At 67.6% G+C, this 21,652-nt stretch carries 18 protein-coding genes; 4 read left to right on the forward strand and 14 right to left on the reverse strand.

Annotated elements, in window-relative coordinates; translation table 11 throughout:
- The first annotated feature begins 20 nt into the window (after nt 1-20).
- Nucleotides 21-821, forward strand: a complete 801-nt coding sequence (locus A5724_RS25810) for a Stf0 family sulfotransferase (RefSeq protein WP_067809021.1) — start codon at nt 21-23, stop codon at nt 819-821.
- On the opposite strand, the gene A5724_RS25815 is transcribed toward A5724_RS25810, so the two are convergent.
- The gene (locus A5724_RS25815; protein WP_067809025.1) at nt 782-1,570 is read right to left on the reverse strand and encodes a trans-aconitate 2-methyltransferase; all 789 of its coding nucleotides are present in this window, start codon (nt 1,568-1,570) and stop codon (nt 782-784) included. The two genes, A5724_RS25810 and A5724_RS25815, sit on opposite strands and share 40 nt — an antisense overlap.
- Before the next feature lie 86 nt (nt 1,571-1,656).
- Between A5724_RS25815 and A5724_RS25820 the strand changes: the two genes are divergently transcribed.
- Both A5724_RS25820 and A5724_RS25825 read left to right on the forward strand, forming a co-directional pair.
- Nucleotides 1,657-3,513, forward strand: coding sequence for a glycosyltransferase family 39 protein (locus A5724_RS25820; RefSeq protein ID WP_082965273.1), 1,857 nt, complete (start codon nt 1,657-1,659; stop codon nt 3,511-3,513).
- Between the two features lie 16 nt (nt 3,514-3,529).
- On the forward strand, nt 3,530-4,738 hold the full coding sequence (locus A5724_RS25825; protein WP_067809027.1) for a S9 family peptidase: 1,209 nt from the start codon (nt 3,530-3,532) through the stop codon (nt 4,736-4,738).
- Here the strand turns inward: A5724_RS25825 and eccE are convergent.
- From eccE to eccA, 11 genes are read right to left on the reverse strand one after another with little or no spacing between them, the layout of a single operon-like run.
- Entirely contained in the window at nt 4,725-5,549 is an 825-nt protein-coding gene (gene eccE, locus A5724_RS25830) for a type VII secretion protein EccE (RefSeq protein WP_067809029.1), read from the reverse strand. The genes A5724_RS25825 and eccE overlap by 14 nt on opposite strands.
- Nucleotides 5,546-6,889: a type VII secretion-associated serine protease mycosin gene (mycP, locus tag A5724_RS25835; protein ID WP_067809032.1), complete on the reverse strand. Its 1,344-nt coding sequence runs from the start codon at nt 6,887-6,889 to the stop codon at nt 5,546-5,548. Before mycP ends, eccE begins: the two co-directional genes overlap by 4 nt.
- A complete protein-coding gene (gene eccD, locus A5724_RS34785) occupies nt 6,886-8,283 on the reverse strand; it encodes a type VII secretion integral membrane protein EccD (protein ID WP_067809034.1) in 1,398 nt (465 codons plus the stop codon). The genes mycP and eccD overlap by 4 nt, the downstream gene beginning before the upstream one ends.
- Nucleotides 8,265-9,122 (reverse strand): ESX secretion-associated protein EspG, encoded by an 858-nt coding sequence (locus A5724_RS25845; RefSeq protein WP_067809035.1) that lies wholly within the window; start codon nt 9,120-9,122, stop codon nt 8,265-8,267. The genes eccD and A5724_RS25845 overlap by 19 nt, the downstream gene beginning before the upstream one ends.
- Nucleotides 9,123-9,410: a WXG100 family type VII secretion target gene (locus A5724_RS25850; protein WP_067809036.1), complete on the reverse strand. Its 288-nt coding sequence runs from the start codon at nt 9,408-9,410 to the stop codon at nt 9,123-9,125.
- Between the two features lie 16 nt (nt 9,411-9,426).
- Nucleotides 9,427-9,720, reverse strand: coding sequence for a type VII secretion protein EsxS (locus tag A5724_RS25855; RefSeq protein ID WP_067809038.1), 294 nt, complete (start codon nt 9,718-9,720; stop codon nt 9,427-9,429).
- A complete protein-coding gene (locus tag A5724_RS25860; protein WP_067809040.1) occupies nt 9,717-11,264 on the reverse strand; it encodes a PPE family protein in 1,548 nt (515 codons plus the stop codon). The genes A5724_RS25855 and A5724_RS25860 overlap by 4 nt, the downstream gene beginning before the upstream one ends.
- Nucleotides 11,265-11,266: 2 nt before the next feature.
- A complete protein-coding gene (locus tag A5724_RS25865; RefSeq protein ID WP_067809045.1) occupies nt 11,267-11,575 on the reverse strand; it encodes a PE family protein in 309 nt (102 codons plus the stop codon).
- Nucleotides 11,575-15,462 carry a type VII secretion protein EccCa gene (eccCa, locus tag A5724_RS25870; RefSeq protein WP_067809047.1) on the reverse strand — a complete coding sequence of 1,296 codons (3,888 nt, stop codon included), beginning with the start codon at nt 15,460-15,462 and terminating at the stop codon, nt 11,575-11,577. The genes A5724_RS25865 and eccCa overlap by 1 nt, the downstream gene beginning before the upstream one ends.
- Complete coding sequence (eccB, locus tag A5724_RS25875) at nt 15,459-16,919, reverse strand: type VII secretion protein EccB (RefSeq protein ID WP_067809049.1); 1,461 nt, start codon at nt 16,917-16,919, stop codon at nt 15,459-15,461. The genes eccCa and eccB overlap by 4 nt, the downstream gene beginning before the upstream one ends.
- Nucleotides 16,916-18,739, reverse strand: a complete 1,824-nt coding sequence (gene eccA, locus A5724_RS25880) for a type VII secretion AAA-ATPase EccA (RefSeq protein ID WP_067809051.1) — start codon at nt 18,737-18,739, stop codon at nt 16,916-16,918. The genes eccB and eccA overlap by 4 nt, the downstream gene beginning before the upstream one ends.
- A 126-nt stretch (nt 18,740-18,865) precedes the next feature.
- Between eccA and A5724_RS25885 the strand changes: the two genes are divergently transcribed.
- A complete protein-coding gene (locus A5724_RS25885; RefSeq protein ID WP_067809053.1) occupies nt 18,866-19,789 on the forward strand; it encodes an LLM class F420-dependent oxidoreductase in 924 nt (307 codons plus the stop codon).
- Here the strand turns inward: A5724_RS25885 and A5724_RS25890 are convergent.
- Nucleotides 19,779-20,672 (reverse strand): class I SAM-dependent methyltransferase, encoded by an 894-nt coding sequence (locus A5724_RS25890; RefSeq protein ID WP_067809055.1) that lies wholly within the window; start codon nt 20,670-20,672, stop codon nt 19,779-19,781. The genes A5724_RS25885 and A5724_RS25890 overlap by 11 nt on opposite strands.
- Nucleotides 20,673-20,743: 71 nt before the next feature.
- Complete coding sequence (locus A5724_RS25895) at nt 20,744-21,625, reverse strand: oxygenase MpaB family protein (protein WP_369830667.1); 882 nt, start codon at nt 21,623-21,625, stop codon at nt 20,744-20,746.
- Between the last annotated feature and the right edge of the window lie 27 nt (nt 21,626-21,652).

Consider the following 21,652-nt stretch of genomic DNA (forward strand, 5'->3'; position numbering starts at 1 on the left):
TTGCCATTAGGCTCACGCGTATGTCGCATCCGACCGCGTATCTGGTGCTTGCCTCGCAGCGCAGTGGCAGCACACTTCTCGTGGAGTCGCTGCGGGCCACGGGGGTGGCGGGCGAGCCAGGCGAGTTTTTCCAGTACCTTCCGAGCACCAGCCAGTCGCCTCAGCCGCGACAGTGGTTCGAGGGCATCGACGACGCGTCGGTCCTGCGACTGCTCGATCCGCTCGACGAGGGCAAGCCCGACCTCGCGCCGCCGGAGATCTGGCGTGACTACATCCGCACCGTCGGGCGCACCCCCAACGGAATCTGGGGCGGCAAGCTGATGTGGAATCAGACCCCGCTGCTGCTGCAACGCGCCGACGGTCTGTCCGACCGCTCGGGCACCGGTCTACTTTCGGCCATTCGCGACGTCGTGGGCAGCGACCCGTTACTCATCCATGTCTACCGTCCCGACGTTGTGTCCCAGGCGGTTTCGTTCTGGCGGGCGGTTCAGACCCGCGTCTGGCGCGGCAGGCCGGACCCGGTGCGCGACTCGCGCGCCGAGTACCACGCCGGGGCGATCGCACACGTGGTGACCATGCTGCAACAGCAGGAAAAGGGCTGGCGGACATGGTTCGACGAGGAAGATGTCAACCCCATCGAGATCTCGTATCCGGTGCTGTGGCGCAACCTCACCGAGATCGTCGGCGACATCCTCGAGGCGCTGGGCCAGGACCGGCGGCTGGCGCCCTCCCCTGTGCTGGAACGCCAGGCCGACCAACGCTCCGATGAGTGGGTGGACCGCTATCGGGCCGACGCGGCACGTGACGGGCTGCCGACCTGAGCCACCACGAAGATCCGGCGGAACGGGAAGAACGTCGTACCGTCGGCGCGCGCCGGGTACGACTCGTCGAGCAACGGGATCAGCTCGCGTCGGAAGTCCTGCCATTGTTCTTCGTCGAGACGGCTTTTCACCGGCGTGAGCGCCGTGCCGGTGATCCAGTCCAGCACCGGATTCTGGCCGCTCAGCGGGTGAATGTAGGTGGTCTCCCATGCATCGACCGTGCAACCCGCGTCGCTGAGCAATGCGGCATAGCCCTCAGGGTCTTCGACCTGACCCTCGCGAAACGGGAAGTCGCGCAACGGCTCTGACCACTTCTCCCGCCTAGCGAGCTCACGTACCGCTCGATGCGACGGCGCGTCGAAATTGCCAGGCACCTGCATGGCGATCCACGCCCGCTGCGGCAGCTGACCGGCCCACCGAACAAGCAACTCGACATGGTCCGGTATCCACTGCAGCGTTGCGTTGGTCACCACCACATCCGTGTCAGATTTCGGCGTCCACTCCCGCACATCGCCGACATGGGCGTCGACGCCTCTCTGCCTGGCCGCGTCCACCATTTCCGGCGAGCTGTCCCACGCCTCGATTGCGGCACTCGGCCAGCGCTGGGTGAGGGTCGCGGTGAGATTACCGGGGCCGCAACCGAGATCGACCACGCGGCGCGGCTTGTCGATGTTGACGCGCGAGAGGAGGTCGTAGTACGGCCGCCCTCGGTGGTCGGCGAAGGCCAGATAGACGTCGGGATTCCACATGACGCCAGTGTCGCACCAACGCGACTCACAGTGGGTTCGCAGCCGCGGCACAGGACCGCGCCTGGTAGATACCGCACCGTACGCGTGTGACAACCGTCGTCGAGCAACCGGTGCCCGCGGCGACCTCCGTGCACACTCCCGCTGCACGCTGGTCGCGTTGGCTGTTGGGCGCGTTGTTGGTGACGACGGCGGTGCTGTACCTGTGGAACCTGTCGGCCAGCGGATACGGCAACACCTTCTACGCCGCCGCCGCGCAGGCCGGTGCCCAGAGTTGGTCGGCGTGGTTCTTCGGATCGCTCGACTCGCAGAACTTCATCACGGTCGACAAACCGCCTATGTCCCTGTGGGTGACGGGACTCTCGGTGCGCATGTTCGGCATGAACCACTGGTCGGTGTTGGCGCCGCAGGCGTTGATGGGTGTAGCGGCCGTCGCAGTGGGCTACTGCGCGGTGCGACGCGCGTTCACCGATCCTGATCAGGGCGCCGCGGCGGGATTGCTGGCCGGCGCAGTACTGGCCGTGACGCCCGCCGCAGCCATGATGTTTCGCTTCAACAACCCCGACGCGCTCCTGGTGCTGCTGCTGACGATCGCCGCCTACTGCCTCCAGCGCGCCACGACCACGGCGTCGTGGCGCTGGCTGACGGCCGTTGGCGCCGTGATGGGCGCCGCGTTCCTGACGAAGATGCTGCAGGGCTTCCTGGTGATGCCGGGGTTCGGACTGGCGTATCTGCTTGTGGCGCCGACCTCTTGGGGTAGGCGCCTACTTCACCTTCTCGGCGGCGTCGGCGCCCTTGTGGTGTCGGCGGGCTGGTGGGTGCTTGTCGTGCAACTGATTCCTGCCGGTGCGAGGCCGTACATCGGCGGGTCGACGGACAACACCGTGCTCGATCTGGCGTTGGGCTACAACGGAATCAATCGGCTGCTCGGTCACCATCGCGCAGGTAGGCCATCGAGCAGCTGGGGCGGGTCGAGTCCGATGTTCGGTGGTCGCACGGGTTTGCACAGATTGTTCACCGGCGAAATGGCCAACGAGATTTCCTGGCTGATCTTGGTGGCAGCGTTCGTCGTCGCGTTCGGCGGGTATCTGGCCCTGCGCCACGCGCTGAACCGCGGTGAACTGTGCGCGTGGCTGATGTGGGGCATATGGCTGCTGGTGACCGCGGTGGTGCTCAGCTTCATGGGCGGGATGATCCACCCGTATTACACGGTCGCTTTGGCGCCCGCGATCGCCGCGCTGGTGGGCATCGGCTCGGTGTGGTCATGGCGACGAAGGTCTCGATGGGACGGCCGCCTCGCGCTGTTCACGATCATCGCATTGGCTGCGGTGCCGTCAGCTGTCCTGCTGCACCGCAACACTTTTGGCCCACACTGGCTGCCATGGGTGGTCCTCGTCGTCGCGGCGGTCAGCGGCCTAGCCCTGCTGTGGCACCGGCCGCCGGTAGCGGCACTCGCGGCCGGTGCCGTCGCCGGACTTGCGGGCACCGTCGCATTCTCGGTCGCCACGGCCGCCACCGCCCACCACGGGACGATGCCAACGGCGGTGCGCTCGTCGGTGGTCGCGGGCGGCTGGATGAACGACGAAGCCACCAATCCGCAACTCGCAGCCATGCTGGCGGCAACGCACACGCCATGGTCGGCGGCCACCAACGGCTCACAGTCCGCCGCCGCTCTCGAAATCGCCTCGGGCACTGCGGTGATGGCCGTCGGTGGCTGGAGTGGTGACCCGGTGCCCACGCTGCAGCAGTTCATCGACGCCGTTCACGCGCACAAGATCACGTATTACGTCGAGGCGGGCCGCGGTCCGACCTCACCGGGTGTGCACGGCGAAGTCATCCACAGCACACTGCACACCGCGTCGCATACCCGTGAGATCGCCGACTGGGTGGACGCGAACTATCCCGGCGCATTCGTCGGTGGATCGACGGTGTATCGCCTGAATTGAGCGCTACCATGCGGATGTGGCCAGTTCGCGGGACTCCGACGCCGTGCCCGTCGATCCGCCCATCCCTGTCCCCGATGTCCCCGGCGCCGACGCGTCCGCGCGTGGACTGCCCCGGCGCATCGACCTCACGCTGCGGCAACGGCTGATCGTCGACTCGTCCGCGGCGGCCGACATCGGCCTGCGCACCGCGATCGCGTCGTTGCTGAGCGTCACGATGGTGCCGACCATGCTCGCGACGGCCCTGCGCCGGTCGCAGGCCCAGGCCGAAGGTGACCACCTGCGCTTCTACGCCGAACTGGCCAGCGTGCGGGACCCGGACCTGTCCTTTCCGAAGCCGACCGTGGCACCGCGGATCTCGTCGCGGCCCGCCAACCCGGTCGCCGAATGGATGGCCAAAGGCCGGGTGAACAACCTCCGCTTCGACAGCAGCTTCGCTGCGGTCAATCCTGCGCTGCGCGAACAATGCCGCGGGTACGTCCGCAACAACGTGGTACGCGCACAACACTGGGTGCACGACGACGGCCCGCACCCCACCCTGTGCGTGATCCACGGGTTCATGGGATCGCCGTATCTGTTCAACGGCCTGTTCTTCTCGCTGCCGTGGTTCTACCGGTCCGGCTACGACGTCCTGTTGTACACCTTGCCCTTTCACGGTGCGCGGGCCGAAAAGGGTTCACTTTTCAGTGGTTACGGGTTCTTCGCGCATGGCTTCGCCGGATTCGCCGAGGCGATGGCGCAGGCCGTTCACGACTTCCGATCGCTCATCGACTACCTGGAGTTCACCGGCGTGGACCGGGTGGCGCTGACCGGGATGTCGCTCGGTGGATACACCTCGGCGCTGATCGCCTGTGTCGACGACCGCATTCAGGCCGTGATTCCGAACGTCCCGGTCGTCACCCCGGACAGGACGGTCGACGAGTGGTTTCCCGCGAACTACGCGGTCCGGCTACGCGATCTTATCGCGGGCGCGGACGAAGAAGTGGTGCGGGAGGCCACCAAGTACCCCTCGCCGCTGAACTACCCGCCGCTCGTGCCGAAGGATCGACGGCTGATCATCACCGGCCTCGGCGACAGGTTGGCGCCGCCCGAGCAGGCCGAAATGCTGTGGGAGCACTGGGACCGGTGCGCGTTCCATTGGTTTCCTGGCAACCACATCCTGCACGTCAGCCAGCCCGACTATCTACGCCGGATGACAAAGTTCATGGGCGAGTTCATGTTCCGATGAGCGCGTCGATGCGTTGCGTCGACATCGGGCTCAGCGCGTCGAGTGCGGGACGGTGACGGCCGTTCAACGGGGTGAGGCCGGCGATACCCACCGGCTTGTCCGGCGTACGGATCGCGCACACCGTCGTGGTGTGTAGATCGGTTGCGCTGCCGCTGATCTCCACCGCGGTCCACACCTCGGCCGTCGGTACGGCACGAACGTCTTCAAGATTTGCGGCCCGGTAGGCGGCGAGGTAGCCCGCCTCGTCACGAAGCCCGTGCCATTTCTCCTTCGCGCCGGGGCGCACAGGGCCATCGGCCGCGTCGACCAGTACGGCGTCCCATCCCACTTCACGCAGGTGCGCCGCCAACCGCCTGCCCACCACTTCCGCGGTGTCGTGCAGAGGGATTCGCGGTGAGCGGGCCCGCAGGGCGGTGAGGTTGTCGACGGCGCCCAACGTCAAACCGATCCACCTCGTCCGTGCACCGTCGAGGTCGCGGCTGGTGATCCGGATCTTGTCGCATCGCACGCCATACCGGTCGAGATAGCCTGCGATCAAGCCAACGGGCACCTGGTCCGGTCCGTCCAGCTTTAGCAGCACGGTCGTGAATAACGACGAATGATGGACGCCTGTCGACCGACCGCGACGGCGCCACATGCCGAGGCGGCGGCGCAACCGTCCCGTGATGAACGCGCCTCGCCACCAAGCGAACAGCACACACACGACTACCACCGCGACCGCGAGCAGCCAGCGATCGCCCATCGACCGCCACGGGTACGCCATCGCAGCGGGGACGATGCACAACAACGCCAGCGCCATCCTGGTCGTCATCGGGCCGACTCCTTTCGTCGATGAATGCCGACGGCAACCAGCGCAGCCGACAACAGCACCGCCGTGCCGATGAAGGCGACGTTGCGCGCCGTGGTGTCCTTCTCGGGAGGTGTCGGCGGCGCGGCCACCTGCCTGACCGCCCCTGGATCCGACCGCGGGCTCTGCGTGACATCCCAGGTGAGTGCGGCCACCGCATCCACCAGGCCGGCGCCGACCACATTCGACGGTGACCGCGCGGCACCTTGCGCCGTGGCGGTGATCCGGTGGATCACCTCGGCCGCCGTCAGATCGGGAAACCTGCTGCGCACCAACGCCGCAACACCGGAGACGTAGGCCGCGGCAAAGCTGGTACCGCTGATCGCGAACAGCTCCGACCGATCATTCGGCAGCGCGTTCGCCAATTCGCCGCCGGGCGCGTTGCTCAGCGAGACGATGTGCTCACCGGGCGCCGCGATGCCGAGCCACGGACCCGCCATGGTGAACTCAGAGGGCAGGCCGCTCGCCCCGACCGAGCCGACGGAAAACACGAACGGCTGCCACCACGACGGGATCGACACCGACGTGACGTCAGCCCAGCCCCCTGAATTAGCCCCGCACGTCGATCCCACGGTCAGCCCACCGCGAATATCGCCTGCCGCCGCGACGATCACCGCGTCCTTTTGCACCGCCGCGTATTTCAGGGCGGCCCCGAGTTCCGTCTGGTCGACGGTCTTGTTCGCGGCCAGACATGTCACCGCGGAGATGTTGATCACCCGCGCGCCGAGGTCGGCCGCGCGCACCACCGCGCGGGCCAGGCTCGCCACCTCCACCGCTGCCCGCGCCGAATCCGGGTCCGGCCCAGGGCTGCGCGGTGCGAATCTGGCCGACGTCTGGCGGATCGCGATCAACCGCGCTCCAGGCGCGACGCCGGCGAAACCGTCGTCACCCGGTTGACCCGCGATCAGGCCCGCCACCAGGGTGCCGTGCCCGTCGCAGTCGGTCCGGCCGTCGGTGGATTCGACGAAGTCCCCGCCCGCTTCGACGTTGGGCAGACGCGGTCCCGGTTGCACGCCGGTGTCGATGACGGCGACCGTTTGGCCGTCTCCCCTGCTGTGCTGCCATGCTTCGGACAGATTGAGCGACAGCTGGTTCGGTGTGGCAATGCGGGGATCGGTGTTCGGTAGCACGCCTGTACTCACGCACTGGCCGCGCTGCACCATCGGCGCCACCGGTCCGGCGCTGCCAGGCGGCGGGGTGGCGTCCTGAGCCACTTCCGGCGGCGCGATGGCACCCGCAGGCGGCCCCGCGCTCACCGCTACAGCGAATACGACGGCCACCAAGCCGATCAGCCGCCGGATCACCGATTCAGCACCAACGCGAAGAGGCCGACGAGGTACGCCATCACCGGGATCAGTGACGCGTCGATCGCCGACGCGGCGAAACCGACCAATCGCCGCATCGGCAGTGAATAGCTGTCCGGGGAGCCGATCGACGGGTTCAGCGCGACCGCCACCCACACCGCGACCAGCACAGCCAGCGCGGCCAGCGCCCACCACGCCGCGTCGTAGCGCTTCGTGACGGCGAACGTCACCAACAGCGCGACCGCCAGCAGGTAGGAATGCCCGAGCAGCCATGCCTTGCACGGCGCCGAATCCCACACTCGCGCGCGCAGAGTCGCACCCGCGGCCACCGCACCCGCCACGTACCACGCCCACGGCGACGCCCCCGCCGGGCCGACCAGGGCAAGCGATCCGGTGACCGACAGCAACACCGAACCGGCCATGAACCCGGTCTGGTACGAGTCGCTGATCCGGACCCGGCGCGGCAGATCCTCGAGCACCGTGAGCGGCTGCACCGGCGGGGCGGGATCGCCTGGCGCGGGAATGACCGGCAGCGGGAACCGGGCCGACAGCGCCGCCAACGGGGCGGCCTGCACAGTGACCATTAGTGCCGACAAGACCAGGCCGCAACCGAGCGTCGCAATCGGCAACTCCCACAACGTGTCCGCCGCGGCCGCCAGCAATACGCCGAGACCGACCACTGCGGTGGCGGTGAACAATGCGATCGCGCGCTGCGCGATGGTGATGCCGACGATCGACCACGCCGCCACTCCTGCGGCGGCCAGCATCAGCTGAGCCGGCCCGAATTCACTTGGCACAGCGAGCAGGAACGCGGCGCACACCGGCACCAGTCCCGTCACCGCCAATGCCGCGGAGAGCCGCGGCGATCTGAGGCGGCTGACGAGCGCGGCAAGCACCGTGCCGGCCGCCACCGCGCTGACCACGAACTGTCCGAGATTCGTACCGGTCGCGAAGCGGTGCGCTACCCCGAGACCGGTGATCACCAGTATCAGCCCGATCACCGAGATGACGGCGCCGCGCTGGATATGCGTTGCGCCCCAGGGTCGCTCTCGCGCCGCAGAGAAGATCACCGCGGCGTCGGCGATGTCTTCGACGATGCGCGGCGCGGGCGGGCCGGCGGGCACCGGTTGCAGGGCGAGCAGATCACCGTCGACCACTCCGACGGTGTCGAGGGTGGTGTCGAGGCTGAACGGCGCGCCGCCGATGGGGGCGAGGCTGAGCAGACCCGGCGGGTTCGCGTCCTCGCCGACCGGCAGCACGATGCGTTGTACCGCAGGCAGGATCTCGCGCAGCGGTAGCTCGGCGGGGAGTGCCAGTTCGGTCATTCGGCCACCGTCGTCGGCGCTTGCGAGCACGGCGACCCGCACGATCGACATTACAGCGGTGTCGGGCATCGGTTTTCCGTTCTGTCGAAGTCTCGGGCCAGGTTGATGTCGGGAAACCATGACCCGTCGGGGAGCGTGGCGCTGAGGCGGTCGACGGCTGCGGTGATCGCGGTCGGGGTGCCGGGGGCGAAGGCCGACACCCATTCCCCGTCGTACGCCCGTGACGGGCTGACGAGGATCCGGCCTTCGGTGGTGTCGACGATGCTCACGCCGACGTCGGTGGTGATGTGGTGACCGTCGTGGTGTTGCCCGGCGACGATCTCCACGTAGGTCCTGCGCCAGTCGAACGCCGCTTCCACCGCGGCTCGTGCTGAGGACGGTATTCCCAAGAACTCCACGGTGTCTCGTAGGTCAGCCCCGGCCCGCAGTTGCTCGTCTGCGCGCGCGCCTGCTCGAGCCGGGAGGGTGAACTCGTCGAATCTGGCGGGCCACCGGCTGTCCAGACCCGCCGTCACAACGGGCACCAGCGCATGCGGATGGTCGATATCCATCGCGGTGAAGGTGACCAGATCAGCGGACCGCAGCGCGACGACCGTCCTGCCGTCGGTGCGCGAGATTACGCCGCGCAGCATCTCGCCGCGGCCCCTGACGAACCGCATCTCCAGCCATTGCGCTGGCCGGCAGATGGCCAGAATCCACTGCGTCACCGCAGGATCGACGGTGCCGTCCGCGGCCACCACACCCAGCCGCCTCAGCTCATCGGTCTGTGCCGCCTCGAACGCGGTGCGGTGCGCGTGGTCGGTGTACGGCTGGGTGATCGCCAGCACCCACGGGAACGAGCCTGCGCCGCACGACTCGGCGAGGAACCAGGCCGAGTCGGTGGTCAGCTCAACGGCATTCGCGCTCACTCAACCCCATTTGGCGCCCTCGGCCTGATCCCGGGCGCTCATCGACATGGTGTTGGTCTCGTGTGTGGTCGCCATCGCGCGGTATGCGCGGATCAGTTCCTCCATGGCGGCGTTCCACTGGGCCTGCCACGCCTGGTAGGTCATCCCCGTGTCGCCCTGCCATCCGCTCGCCAGCGCGGCTTGCTCGCTGGCGATGTCGGTGCCGACGGCGTGCAAAGCGCCTGCGTAGCTTGCCATCTCGCTGGCATGCGCCAGCATGGCAGGATAGTTGTACATGATTTGAGACATGGGTTTTTCCCTTCGCTCAGATGGCGGTGTAGGTGCTGGCGGCGGCGGCGTCCTCTGCCGTGTAGCTGCCCGCGGCGTCGCCGACGTTGGCCTGCGCGATGTCCAGCAGCGTGTTGATCTTCGCGGAGACCTCGACGAAGCGGGCGTGTGCGGCCTGGAACGCGGCGGCGGATTCGCCCATGTGGAAGGCCTGCGCTGACGAAGCAGCCTGTTCGGCTTGCGCGATGGTGCTGCGCATCAGCGCGGCCTTGGCGCCGAACGCCGCCTCTGAGGCGACCAGTTGCGGAATGTGAGCGTCCAGCATGCTCATTGATCTTCCTTTCTTTCGGGGTTGTCGTGGTCGTCCCACGTGGACGGCAGCATCGGGTTGACGGGTCCACCGCCGAACGAATCACCCTGCAGCGTGGTCAATCCGGCGGCCTCCGCGGTTCCTGTGGGCACGGCTCCGGTGAAGCCCATCGGGCCGGCGCCGCGGGCGGATGCCGTCACACGCGGTTCCTCGACCGGCGGGGTCGGGTCGAGTCCTGTATCCATGTCCATGAACTCGTCGCCGTAGTCGCGGGCGATGGCGCCCCGCTTCTTGCGGGCGCGACGCCGTTCGCGCGCCGATGCGGCACTCGACGCCGCCGCGATGGCCGGGATGTCGGCCGCGGGCGCTTTCGCCCCGGTGCCCTCGCGCAAGGTCGGCGTGAAGTCCTCGCCTGGGTCGGCGCCGACAACGAGATAGGGCACCGACGGCGCGGCGGCGGGGGCGGCGGGCGCGCTCGGCGCCGCGGGGGCACCGGCGGCGGGCGCCGCGGACCCTGCCACTGGGGCGGCCACCGTCGGGGCGACACCGGCCACCGGCCAGACACCCGGTTGGTCCGCGCGGGCGGGCGCCGGTGCGGCGGGCGCGGGAGCGTCGGCGGGCGTGTCTGCCGGCGGCGCGGTCTGGTCGAGGAGCTGCGGCGCCAACCCGCCGATGACGCCGAGCGTGACGGCCAACAGCGGCTGGATCAACAGCTGGGGATACGTCAGCGAGGCGCCGACCCAGGAGAACACCTGGTAGGCAACGGCGAACAGGAACGGTCCCCAGGTGACCAGCGCCTCCGACGGATTGGTCAGGAAGTCGGTGATCAGCTGGAAGGAGTTCCCGATCGGGTCCTGCAGGAAGTTGATGATCGGCTCGAACAGCCGAAACGTGTAGTCGGAGTACCACTTCAACAGTTGGGCGATCAGGTCTGCGATGTTCTGGCCCGCACCCGCGTCGGCGGCTCGGAGTTGGGCCGCAGACTGGCTGACGTCCGCTGCGGCGCGGCCCGCCTCGCCGACGGCAGGTGTCAGCACGAACGGCACAGGCGACGTCTCGGGCGTGGCGGCCACTGCTGCGCCCGCGACGGCCTGATAGGTGGCCATCGCGGTGGCCGCCTGGATCCACATCCTGACGTAGTCCGCTTCGTTGAGGGCGATCGGAATGGTGTTGATACCGAAGAAGTTCGTCGCCAGCAGGACCGCGTGAGTGGTGTGGTTGAGTGCGAGTTCCGCCAGCGTCGGCATGACCGCGAGCGCGGTGGTGTACGCCGCGGCAGCAGTTTCGTGCTGCGCCGCCGCGGCGGCACTGTTCGCGCTGGCTTCTGCCAGCCAGCCGAGATAGGGCGTATGTGCGGCGGCGTATTGTTCGGCGCTGGGTCCCTCCCAGGACCCGGCGGAGACGGTGCTGAGCACACCGGTGAGTTCGGCTGCCGCCGAGGCATATTCGGTGCTCAGCGACTGCCACGCCCCTGCGGCGGCCAGTAACGACCCAGGTCCGGGGCCGCTCGACAGCTGCGCCGAATGCACTTCGGGTGGCAGCGCCATCCAGACGGGGGCGGTCATGCTCAACCGCGCGCGATCAGATATGACCCTGCGGCGAGGGCGTCACCGGTGGCGTAGCTGACACCTGACTCTTGCACGCCGACACCGGAGCGGGCGAGTTCTTCGACGCCCTGCGTCGCCATTGCCTGCTGCTGCGAACCGTGCGCGTTGAACGCGGCGGTGGTGGACAGCGATACCGGGTCGGCGGCGGGCGGCAGGACGGCGGTGACCAACGGCGCGGCGGCGGCGTGGGCGGCGACCATTCTGGCGGCCAGCGCCTCGACGGCAGCGCTCGCCGCGGTCAGGCCTTCTGGGACGACACGTAACGTCATCAGCGGTACTCCTTTCCATGCGAAGCATGTTCGGCAACAAGCGGATTGACGAGTTGAACAAACGTCGGGTGGTCCGCGTCGGTGAGCAGCATGCCGCGGCCTGCGGGCAGTCGACTGAATCGGTGGCCGCGGATCTTGCCGCCGTCGTGCGGATTGCCCGACAACATGATCGTGGTGGCCTGCAGATCGTTGAGCCTGCGCAGCAGCGGCGCGGTCATCACCGCGTGTGCCGACCCCGCCGCACGTGCGGTGACGATGACCCGCAGGCCGAGGTCGGAGGCTTGCGCCAGCAAGCCGATCAGCGCCGTCCATGGCCGCTGCCCGACGTGGGGTCCGGCGACGGCGGGGCTGTCCGGGATCTGGTCGACGTCATCGACGATCAGGTAGTGCGTGTGGCCCTCGTAGGTCCAGTCCCGCAGCTGGTGGGTGTCCAATCCGGCTGGCGGATGACGCTTTTCGAGCAGCGCCGACAGGCCGAGCATGGCCGGCAGGATTCTGTCGACGTTCGGTGTGTATTCGTTGTCGGCGAACAGCGGTTCGTCGACCAGTTGCAGTCGCCGGTCGATCACCGTGAACGCGACCTGATCGGGCCGGGAGTGTTCCCGAATGGTCCGGATCAGGTGACGCAGCAGTGTGGTCTTGCCGGACTTCGCGTCGCCGAACACCATCAGCAGGGGATTGTCGGCGAACTCGACGACGACTGGCGCCAGGTCCTCTTCGCGCTGGCCGATCACCACCCGATCGGTGGCCGGGTACAGCGGCGCGACTGCAGCCGGGGGCAGGTTGGCAGGCAGCAGCCTGACTTCCGGCGCTGTGACGTCCGGGTACTTGGCGTTGATGGCAGCGATGGACTCGAGCGCAGGACGCGCGAGCAGGAAGTGTTCGGCGGCCATGGTGAGCCCGCGGCCGGGCTGGTCAGTCGGCACCGTCTCGGCGGGCCTGCGCAACGCGCCGGGCAGCCGGACGTTGCTGTCGGCAGAGTCGTTGAGCCGCAACTCCAGTCGCAGCCCGAGGCCGTCCCGCATGGCCAGCGGCACTTCGATCCAGTTCGGGGTGGTGATGACCACGTGAATGCCGTACGCCATGCCCGTATTGACCAGCTCGGTCACCTTGGCCAGTAGCGGGTTGCGGGTGTTGAATGCGTCGGTGTTGTCGCGGCCGAACGCATAGAGATTGTCGATCACGAGGAACACCTCGCCGTAACCGTCATCGCGGTCCGAGGCGCCCCGCAGCTGCCGTGCCCGGAGCAGCTGTTGCAGCTCACCGAACGTGCGCCGGATCCGTTCAGGTTCCAACGGCGATGCGACGCTGCCGACGTGGGCCAGGTCCTGCAGCTCGCGCAACTGGCCGCCGCCGTAGTCGAGGCAGTAGAAGGTGACGTCGCGTGGCGAGTGCAACGCGGCCGCGGACAGGATGAACGTCTGCAGGGCAGTCGATTTCCCGGATTTCGGGCCGCCGTGGATGACCAGGTTTCCGCCCGCAGAAGTGGCGTCGAACACCAGCGGGTCGCGCCGCATCTCGAATGGCTTGTCGATCTCACCGAGCGGCCACCGCCACTGCCGGGCGGGTACCGACGACCGCTGCACTACGTCGTCGAGGCTGATCGGCTCGTCCAGCGGCTCCAGCCACAGCCGTGGCGCCTTGGGGCCGTAGTGCGCCAACTGGTCGCCGATGGTCGCGATCAGCTTGCGTGGGGGCAGCACCTCGATGTCGGTTTCGTCGACGATCACCGTGTCGGGTTCCGGCTCGACGCGCCCGGCGGTGAACACCTGAGGCTGTGGAAGTGCGTGCACCACAATCGATTTGTCGGCGCGTGGGGGCTCGTAGATGCCGTCGACATAGGTGCTGCGGAACTTGATCGGCATCGCGCCGGGGGCGGGCACCAGGAAGCCGACGCCTTTGTGCTCGCGGCCCGACTCGATGTGGTAGGCGTCTTCGACGCCGATGATCTGGCGCGAGATGCTGGGACTGGCCACCTTCAAACCGATGCGGTAGGAGGTGTTCTTGTCGATGTCCTTGATCCGGCCAACGTCCAATGTCTGCGAGGCGAACAGGATGTGGATCCGGAACGAACGACCCTTGCGGGCAACGTAATCGAAGAGGTCGGCGTATTCGGGGTGGTCGGCCAGCATCAAAGTGAACTCGTCGGCGACCACGAACAGCGTCGGCAGCGCCGGCAGATCAGCGGCCGCGCTGGCGGCCGAATTGCGAGCGTTCTCGTACTCGGTCACCGAGTTGAACGCGCTGCCCTGTACCCGCCTGCCCGCTTCCTTCAGCAACTGTTCGCGGCGAGCCACCTCGCCGCGCAGCGTGTCGGCGAACCGGTCGGCCAGCGAGCGCTTTTCGGCCATGTTGGAGATGACCGCGACCACTTGCGGGAAGTGCCGGAAGATGTCGGCACCCGCCTCGCCCTTGAAGTCGGCGTAGATGACGATCAGCCGGTCGGCCGGATGCGTCGTCAGCAGGGACAGCAGGATCGACATCAACGTCTGCGATTTACCGGACCCGGTCATGCCGATCATCAGACCGTGCGGGCCCATGCCGCCTTCCGCTTCGTCCTTGAGGTCGAAGTACAGCGGTTCGCCGGTGGTGGTGACGCCGATCGGGACCCGAAGCTCCTCGTCGCGGTTGCGCGGCGCCCACAGGCTGGCGACGTCGAGTGCCGAGGCGTCTGGAATCTCGAGCAGCGTGGTGAAGGTGGCGCTGCCGGTGTTTGCCACCCGCGACTGGTTCGGGTGGGTGTCCCAGCGCGCCAACCGCCTGGCGATGTGGCGCGCATCGTCGGCGCGGAGGTGATCTGCGGTGTCGATGAAAGGCTGCCAGCCGCCGCTGTGCCAGCGTCGGATTGCGCCGTCGACGATCTGTAAGACGGGCCGCTCAGGGTCTGCGTACTGCTCTCGGTGCGGCGGTGTCGTGGACCGATGAATGACAGTGACGCCCGCAGCGAGGAGCGGCCCGGGATCGGCGTCGGGATTGTCGAGGATGACCAGCCAGTGCTTGGCCGTTTCGGCAGGCGTTCGCAGACCCGACATCTCGGTGCTCAGGTGGCGCGCGGGCCCGACGCCGTCGACTTCGCCGGACACGTCGACGTGCGGCAACCACTTCAGCCAGGACCAGTCGGAGCTCTCCAAATCTGTTCCCGCGAAGGCGATCCCAAGCACGGTGGGGTCATGCCATGTGACGGCCTGCGCCAGCCAGGCGCGCAGCGCGCCACGCACGTCGTCGACGTCACCAAGGACGGTGATCTGCGACAGCTTGTTGACGTCGATGCCTGCGGGCGCGTTGTGCAGGGTGCGCTGCGTATCGAGCAGTCCCCGCAGCGTGCTGTGCGATACCGGTTCGAGGTCGATCTCGTCGGCGCTGTCTTTGACCCGCAGTGCGGTGTCGAGCGCAACGTCGTGCAAGCCTGCGCGCAACACGAGGAAGTCGTCGTCGTGCGGATCGCGCTCCCATTGCCGCCGGGTGCCGGGAATCGCGGTGAGCGCCAACGGCTCGGGATGCGACCACTCGAGGCGGGCCCGCTGCGCGGCGGCGTGTGCGCGCACGTTGTCGCGAACCACCGAAAGATACCGCAGGTAGTCGGCGCGCTCGGCGTCGACCTCTTCGGTCCGCATCTTGTTGTCCGAACCGCGGTACAGCGCGGTGGCGGCCAGCAGCAGGACGAACGGGAAGAACAGCGTCTGCGGGGAGATCAGCCGCATACCCGTGGCCACCAGCGCCACGATCATGCCGACGATCAGGATCACGATCAGATACGGCAACACGCGTCGCAGCAGAGACGGCGGCACCTGTCGCGGCAACTCCGGCGGCGGCTCGATGGTGATGGCCCCCGCCCGGGTCGCAGGCGCAGGCAACCTGCGGTGCGCTTCGAAGATCAGACGGCTCACGGCTTTTCGCTCCGGTCAGATGGCAGGGCGTCGTGTGCCAACAATGCGTCGGCGCGCGACAAGGTCGGGCCCGCCGCGAATTGAGACAGCATCGACCAGGGAATCGGCAGCGGCTCGGCGCCGAGGCCGAGCGCGGCAGCGGCCTTCGCGTCGTCGATGCCGTAGCGGACACCGGTGTCGCTGACCCAGAACAGCGAGCCGGCGCTGTCGACCAGATAGCCGGCGCCCGGCCACAAGGCCACCCGGTTCGGGGAGCCGACGAGTGCGACGGTGTGCAGTCCGTCAGGCAGCGGAACGGTGGAGCCCGACAGCAGCATCACCGAACTCGTCGTCGCACCTCGGGGTTTCGCCCATTGCAGGCACGTCACCGGGTTGTCCGTGGCGTCAACGACGGTCACGCGGTCCGCCGGGTATGCGTCGGTGTCAATGCCGCGCGCCATCGGTAGCCGCGCCACCTCGTCGGCATCGAGGCGCGGGGGCTTTTCGAGACCAAACGAGTTGGTGTTGCGCAGGATCGCCGCGAGCACCTCGGAGATGGGTTGCAGGCCGTCACTGAGCACTACGTAGTACCTGATGGTGTTGTCGGCCTCGTAGGCGGCGACGACGGCACCCACCGGCGCCGCGGACGGCAGTGGGAACTGCGGCGGTTCACCGGCACGCGGAATTGCGGGCGCAGTGAGAGCGGCGCCCTCAGAGATCGCGTTGAACAGTCCGGTGGCGATGGGACGCGGCACCGGGATGTCCGTACCGAAGCCAAGCGCATCGGTGACGGCACGGTCGGCGAGATCGACCGCACTGCGCCTGCCGTTCCACAGCAGCCAACTGCGGCCGTCGTGCTGCACGAGAACGGTATGCGCGGACGGCAGTTCGGTCGCCCGTCCGCCGCCCGTCCCGGGGCGACCGGCGATCACCGTGACCCCTGGCGCAACGGAGTCGTCGCAGAGAATCCACTGTGCGTCGCGAGATATGCTCTGCACCAACCGCTCTGGGGCACCCGGGACGCCGAGCAGGTTGCCCCTGGCGAACTTGTCGAGTTCGCTGGACTTCACGCTGGTCGGGTTGTCCGGCCGCCCGGCGATCAACCGCGCGGAGGCCAGATTCAGCACCGGATGCAGGCGCTCGCCGACCTTCACGTAGAGCGCCGCGGTCGACCGGTCCGCCAGCACCGTGTCGTTACCCGCCACACCCGACGGCCGGATCAGCGAGAAGACGAAGCAGCCGGCGAGGCCGGTGATCAGGATCAGCGCGCCGACCAGGACAGCGCGGGTCTGCGTGCGCAGCGGGTCGACCAGCATTCTGGTGTCGTGCAGCGCGACGCCGGATGCGATGCGGCGCATGACAAACCGCCAACCCGACACCTGGTGCCGGGTGACGAAGCCGCGGCGGTACACCACGCTGTCGGGGTTGTCGTTCACCGGTGTCCGTGAGGAGAACTCCCGCCGATCCTGCCCGGTCAATTCGGCACCGGTAGGCCGAGGCCGCGAAGCAGCGACGCGGCAGACGAGTTCACGTCGTCCGCGGTGATGGTCATCAACTCGTCATCGGTGAACTCTGCTGTCTCCGAGTGGTCGAGGCGGTATTCCCGCTCTTCCTCGGACCGTTCGACGAGGTTGCGGACGAATCGGCCGTTGCCTGCGATGTCGAGACTGCGCCGCGCCACCCCTGCCGCGTCGGGCGTGGTGGCGTTGGCGAGGTGGCCGAAGAGTTTCTCCATATCGGCGAGTGCCGCCGGTTCGAACACGCTGTCTCGCTTTTCTGCCATCCGGGTTGCGATCTCGACGAGTTCGTCCGCGGAGTACGACGGGAAGTCGATGCTTCGGGTGAAGCGCGACCGCAGCCCCTCATTCGTGTCGAGGAAGTGGTCGAGGTCCTTGCGGTAACCGGCGACGATGACCACGAGTCGGTCACGGTCGTTCTCCATTCTGGCCAGCAGGGTGTCGATGGCGACAAGGCCGAAGTCGTTCTTGGCGCCGGTGGAGACCAGGGCGTAGGCCTCGTCGAGAAACAGCACACCGTCGAGCGCGCTGTCGATGATCGCGTTCGTCTTGGCTTCTGTCTCGCCGATGTGCTGACCGATCAGGTCGGCGCGGTGCACCTCCCGCACGGTCTCCTTTTTCAACAGGCCGAGGCCGCAGTAGATCTTGGCGACGACCCGGGCGATCGTCGTCTTACCGGTGCCGGGCGGGCCTGCGAACACCAGATGGTTGGTACGCTGAGCGACCGTCAGCCCGCGCTCCTGGCGCCGGATCGCCATGGCCACCGAGCTTTTCAGCCGGGCCACCTGGTACTTCACTTCATCGAGCCCGATGAACTCGGCGAGTTCGGCCTCCGCCTCGATGAGCAGATGCGCCTTCCGTTCCTTGGCGCCGGGATCGACGAACTCCGCTTCGGTGGGCTCGGAATCCGGATTCCACGGGTCGGTGCGCGCCTCGATCCGCGCGGCCGTGGTGGTGGCCAACCCGAACGACGAATCCGACAGCGCATCTTCGATGTTCGCGTTCTCAGGGTGGGCCGCATAGAGATCCTGCAGCAGTTCGTCGGCGTCGTCGTCCTCCCCCTGAGCGCGCAGCGAAAGCGCCTTCGCCAGCGCACCGTCGACGGCCGCAACCACAATCGGACCGTCGGGTTCTTCCAGGTGCGACAGCGCGGGCGCGAACATACCGAGGCGGGCCAACGCGATGCCGAGCGTCACCCGGGCGGCGTGTCGGAAGAACTCGTCGAGTGAACCGTCGTTGACGACGCCGGTGAGCAACCGCACCACATCGGACCACCGTTCGGTGCGGTAGCAGAGGGCCACCCGCAGCCACAGCGCGTTGCGCCAGTCCGGTCGCCGGTCGAGCACGTCGCCGATTTGCCGATCGGCGTCGGCAAACTTACCTGCCGCGGAAAGCGTTGCCGCGTAGGCCAATTGGAAGTCGTCACGATCGGTGGCACGCAACTGTAGGTAGAGACCGGTGTCGTAGGTGAACCCGAGTGTGCGGGGCGCGAGGCCGATTTCGCGCTGCAGCAGTCCCGCCGTGCCCACCGTCCGCCAGATCGATTCGACGACGCAGGCGTTCATCTCGCCCGCCGCGGCCAGGCCGGTCCACGCATCGCACTGTTCGTGCGCGACCCGCGTCAACGCGGCGAACCCCGATCGGGCGGCGGTCAGATCGGCGGGACGCCGCCGGTCGTGGACCGACAGACCGAGGGCGCGGCAGCAGGTCGCGAATCGGCCCACGACGTCACGGTCGGCCCTGGTCGAGGCATGAGGGGCCGACAGAGTGTCACTCTCCACGACGTCCCCTTACTTAGCCATGCCTTAGCTAACTCGGGTGAAGTTAGCATTGCATAAGCTAAGTGTCGAGACGTACGTCCCACTGCCAACGGAATAAACGCGGCCCCGCCTCCGTCAACACAAAGCGTGACTATTCGACTTGGACTGCAGATTCCGAACTTCACCTACGGCGCGCCCGTCGCCGAGCTTTTCCCGGCCGTCAAGGCGCAGGCCAAGGAGGCGGAAGACGCCGGTTTCGACACCGTGCTCGTGATGGACCACTTCTATCAACTGCCGACGCTGGGCGAACACGACGAGCCGATGTTGGAGGCCTACACGACGTTGGGTGCGTTGGCGTCCGCGACCGAGACGGTGCAGCTTTCGACGTTGGTCACCGGCAACACGTACCGGAACCCCACTCTGCTGGCCAAGGAGATCACCACGCTCGACGTGGTCAGCGGCGGGCGGGCGATCTTGGGCATCGGCGCGGGCTGGTTCGAACTGGAGCACCAGCAGTTGGGCTTCGAGTTCGGCACGTTCACGGAACGGTTCGAGAAGCTCGAGGAGGCGCTGCAGATCATCATCCCGATGACTCACGGTGAGCGGCCGAGCTTTTCGGGCAAGTGGTATCACACCGAGAACGCGGTCAACGAGCCGCGGTTGCGAGACCACATTCCGGTGATGCTCGGTGGCAGTGGCGAGAAGAAGACCTTCCGGATGGCCGCGCAGTACGCCGACCACCTCAACATCATCGCGGGCATGCCGGAGCTTCCCGGCAAGCTTCGCGCGTTGCATGATCGGTGCGCCGAAGCCGGTCGCGATCCGTCGACGCTGGAGACAAGTTGCCTGCTGACCGCGGTGGTCGACGGGTTCGAATCGCACCGGGCCATCGACGAGGCCCGCGGCGACCGCGCCGTCTCTGGGTCGCCCGAGCAGATCGCCGACGAGATCAAGCGTCGGGTGCTCGATGTCGGCATCGACGGCGTGATCATCAACCTGCCGACGCATCGCCACCAGCCGGGACTGATCACCAAGGTCGGCGAGGCGCTGCGGCCGCTGGTCAGTGCTTGACGGCGCTGACCAGGCTGATGTTGCCGATCATCGCGCCGGCTTCGGAGTCGGGCGCGGGCACCGGCCTGCCGAACGCGCGCAGCTGATACGCCAACGGGGTGGCCACCGCCTGCCAGCCACGGCTGCCGAACCACTCGTGTGCGGGTGCGTGCTGCTCGTTGTAGACGAGGGTGTAGAAGGTGCGGTCGGTGGCGCCGGTGACCTCCTCGTCGCGTCTGGCCGCGAAGATGTTGGCGTCCAGCGGCTCCGACTCCTCGACAGCGAGGTGGCTGCCCGAAGCGGCGAGCGATTCGATACCGGTGAACAACTGGTGCTGCGCGCTGGCGGGCAGGTAGATCAGCAGCCCCTCGGCGATCCACGCTGACGGCTTCGAAGGGTCGAATCCGCTGTCGCGCAACACCTTCGGCCAGTCGCTGCGCAGGTCGACAGCGATCTCCCTGCGGTCGGCGGTGGGTGTGTCGCCGTGGGCGGACAGCGCCTGCCGTTTGAACTCGAGCACCTGCGGCTGATCGAGTTCGAACACCACGGTGCCGTCGGGCCACGGCAGCCGGTAACCGCGCGAGTCCAACCCGGCGGCCAGCAACACGATTTGGCGCACTCCCGCTTCCGCGGCCGCGGTGAAGTAGGTGTCGAAGTACCTGGTGCGCACGCCCTGGAAGTTGATGAAGTAGTCCCCGAACTCGGTCCGCAGCGGATGCTCGGGGGCGCCGCCGTCGAGTAGCTCCGCCCACTCGCCGCCCACGGCGCGGCAAAACACCTCGGCGTACGGGTCGACCGCTGCAGGGTTGGCCTTCTGCGCCTCCAAAGCCCGTGCCGCGGCGACGAACAAAGCAGTGTTGCCGACGCTCGTCGTGATGTCCCAGGTGTCGTTATCGGTACGCACGTACGCGTTTATACGCTCCGATGCTGGACGGTTCTCTCAGGCTGGTTCGGTGGCAAATCCGACCAGGCGCCCTAAACCAGCGGGCGGCCGGTCCGAATCCGCCAGTCCAGGTCCTTCAGCAGCACGTTGAACGGGAACTGCCGGACGAAACGCGGCATCAGGTTGTTGAGGAAGCGAAGCACACGGATGGTGCGGTCGAAGCGGCGCTGCCTCGCCGCGTTCCACTCCAGCCTCATCTCGTCGCGGAACCGTTGCGGCAGAAAGCCCGTCGTGATCATCAAGTTGAAGTCGTCGAGCCTGCGCTGCACCGGGACAGGCAACTTGACGCCACGGATGCGGCCCGCGGCGATCGGCCACAGATAGTCGCGCACGGCGTCGTCGATATGGACCTTTCCCAGCGACTCCTCCCAGTACCGATCGAACGCGGCACGGTCCTTCGGCCACATGTCCTCAGGAACCTGCAATGTGGTTCCGAGCGGCAACCCCTCGGCATAATGCCGCTCGGCAGTCTCCTGGTCCATCTCGCCGACGAACAACCGGTACACATCCACCGCGCCCTTGTACAGGCAGGCCCCCACCCACAGCTGGAGGTCGCGGTCGAACGCGTTGTAGGTGACGGGACTCTCGTCGGTCGAATAGACCTGAGCGTGAGCGCGATTGACCGCACGCCGGAACGCCGCCTTTTGCTCGGGCGAACCCTGAGTGGCGACAGCGAGGTAGGTGAACGTGGTGCGCGCGCGCTTGATCGGATGCAGGTCCACCCGGCCGCTTTCGACACGGCTTTCCATCACCCCGTAGCCGACCCCGGGCCGGGCCAACTGCATGATCACGTTCGCCGGGCCTGCCAGCAGCGCAACGCCCATCAACCCGTCGTCGAAGTTCGCGCCGCGGCGCCGCGGCTTCGTCGGATTCACGAGGGCGGCGTCGCTGACCGGCCGCTCGACCTGTGCCACCGGTCGCTGATCGTCATTGACCCGCCT

Origin of the sequence: Mycobacterium sp. ACS1612, from assembly GCF_001667505.1 — a bacterium.
Lineage (GTDB): Bacteria > Actinomycetota > Actinomycetes > Mycobacteriales > Mycobacteriaceae > Mycobacterium.

Excerpts from the sequence above, each read along its gene's own strand:
- A5724_RS25810 (WP_067809021.1), top strand. The coding sequence starts at position 21 with ATGTCGCATCCGACCGCGTATCTGGTGCTTGCCTCGCAGCGCAGTGGC.
- A5724_RS25860 (WP_067809040.1), bottom strand. The coding sequence starts at position 11,264 with ATGACCGCCCCCGTCTGGATGGCGCTGCCACCCGAAGTGCATTCGGCG.
- A5724_RS25865 (WP_067809045.1), bottom strand. The coding sequence starts at position 11,575 with ATGACGTTACGTGTCGTCCCAGAAGGCCTGACCGCGGCGAGCGCTGCC.
- eccD (WP_067809034.1), bottom strand. The coding sequence starts at position 8,283 with ATGCCCGACACCGCTGTAATGTCGATCGTGCGGGTCGCCGTGCTCGCA.
- A5724_RS25855 (WP_067809038.1), bottom strand. The coding sequence starts at position 9,720 with ATGAGCATGCTGGACGCTCACATTCCGCAACTGGTCGCCTCAGAGGCG.
- A5724_RS25815 (WP_067809025.1), bottom strand. The coding sequence starts at position 1,570 with ATGTGGAATCCCGACGTCTATCTGGCCTTCGCCGACCACCGAGGGCGG.
- eccE (WP_067809029.1), bottom strand. The coding sequence starts at position 5,549 with ATGACGACCAGGATGGCGCTGGCGTTGTTGTGCATCGTCCCCGCTGCG.
- A5724_RS25850 (WP_067809036.1), bottom strand. The coding sequence starts at position 9,410 with ATGTCTCAAATCATGTACAACTATCCTGCCATGCTGGCGCATGCCAGC.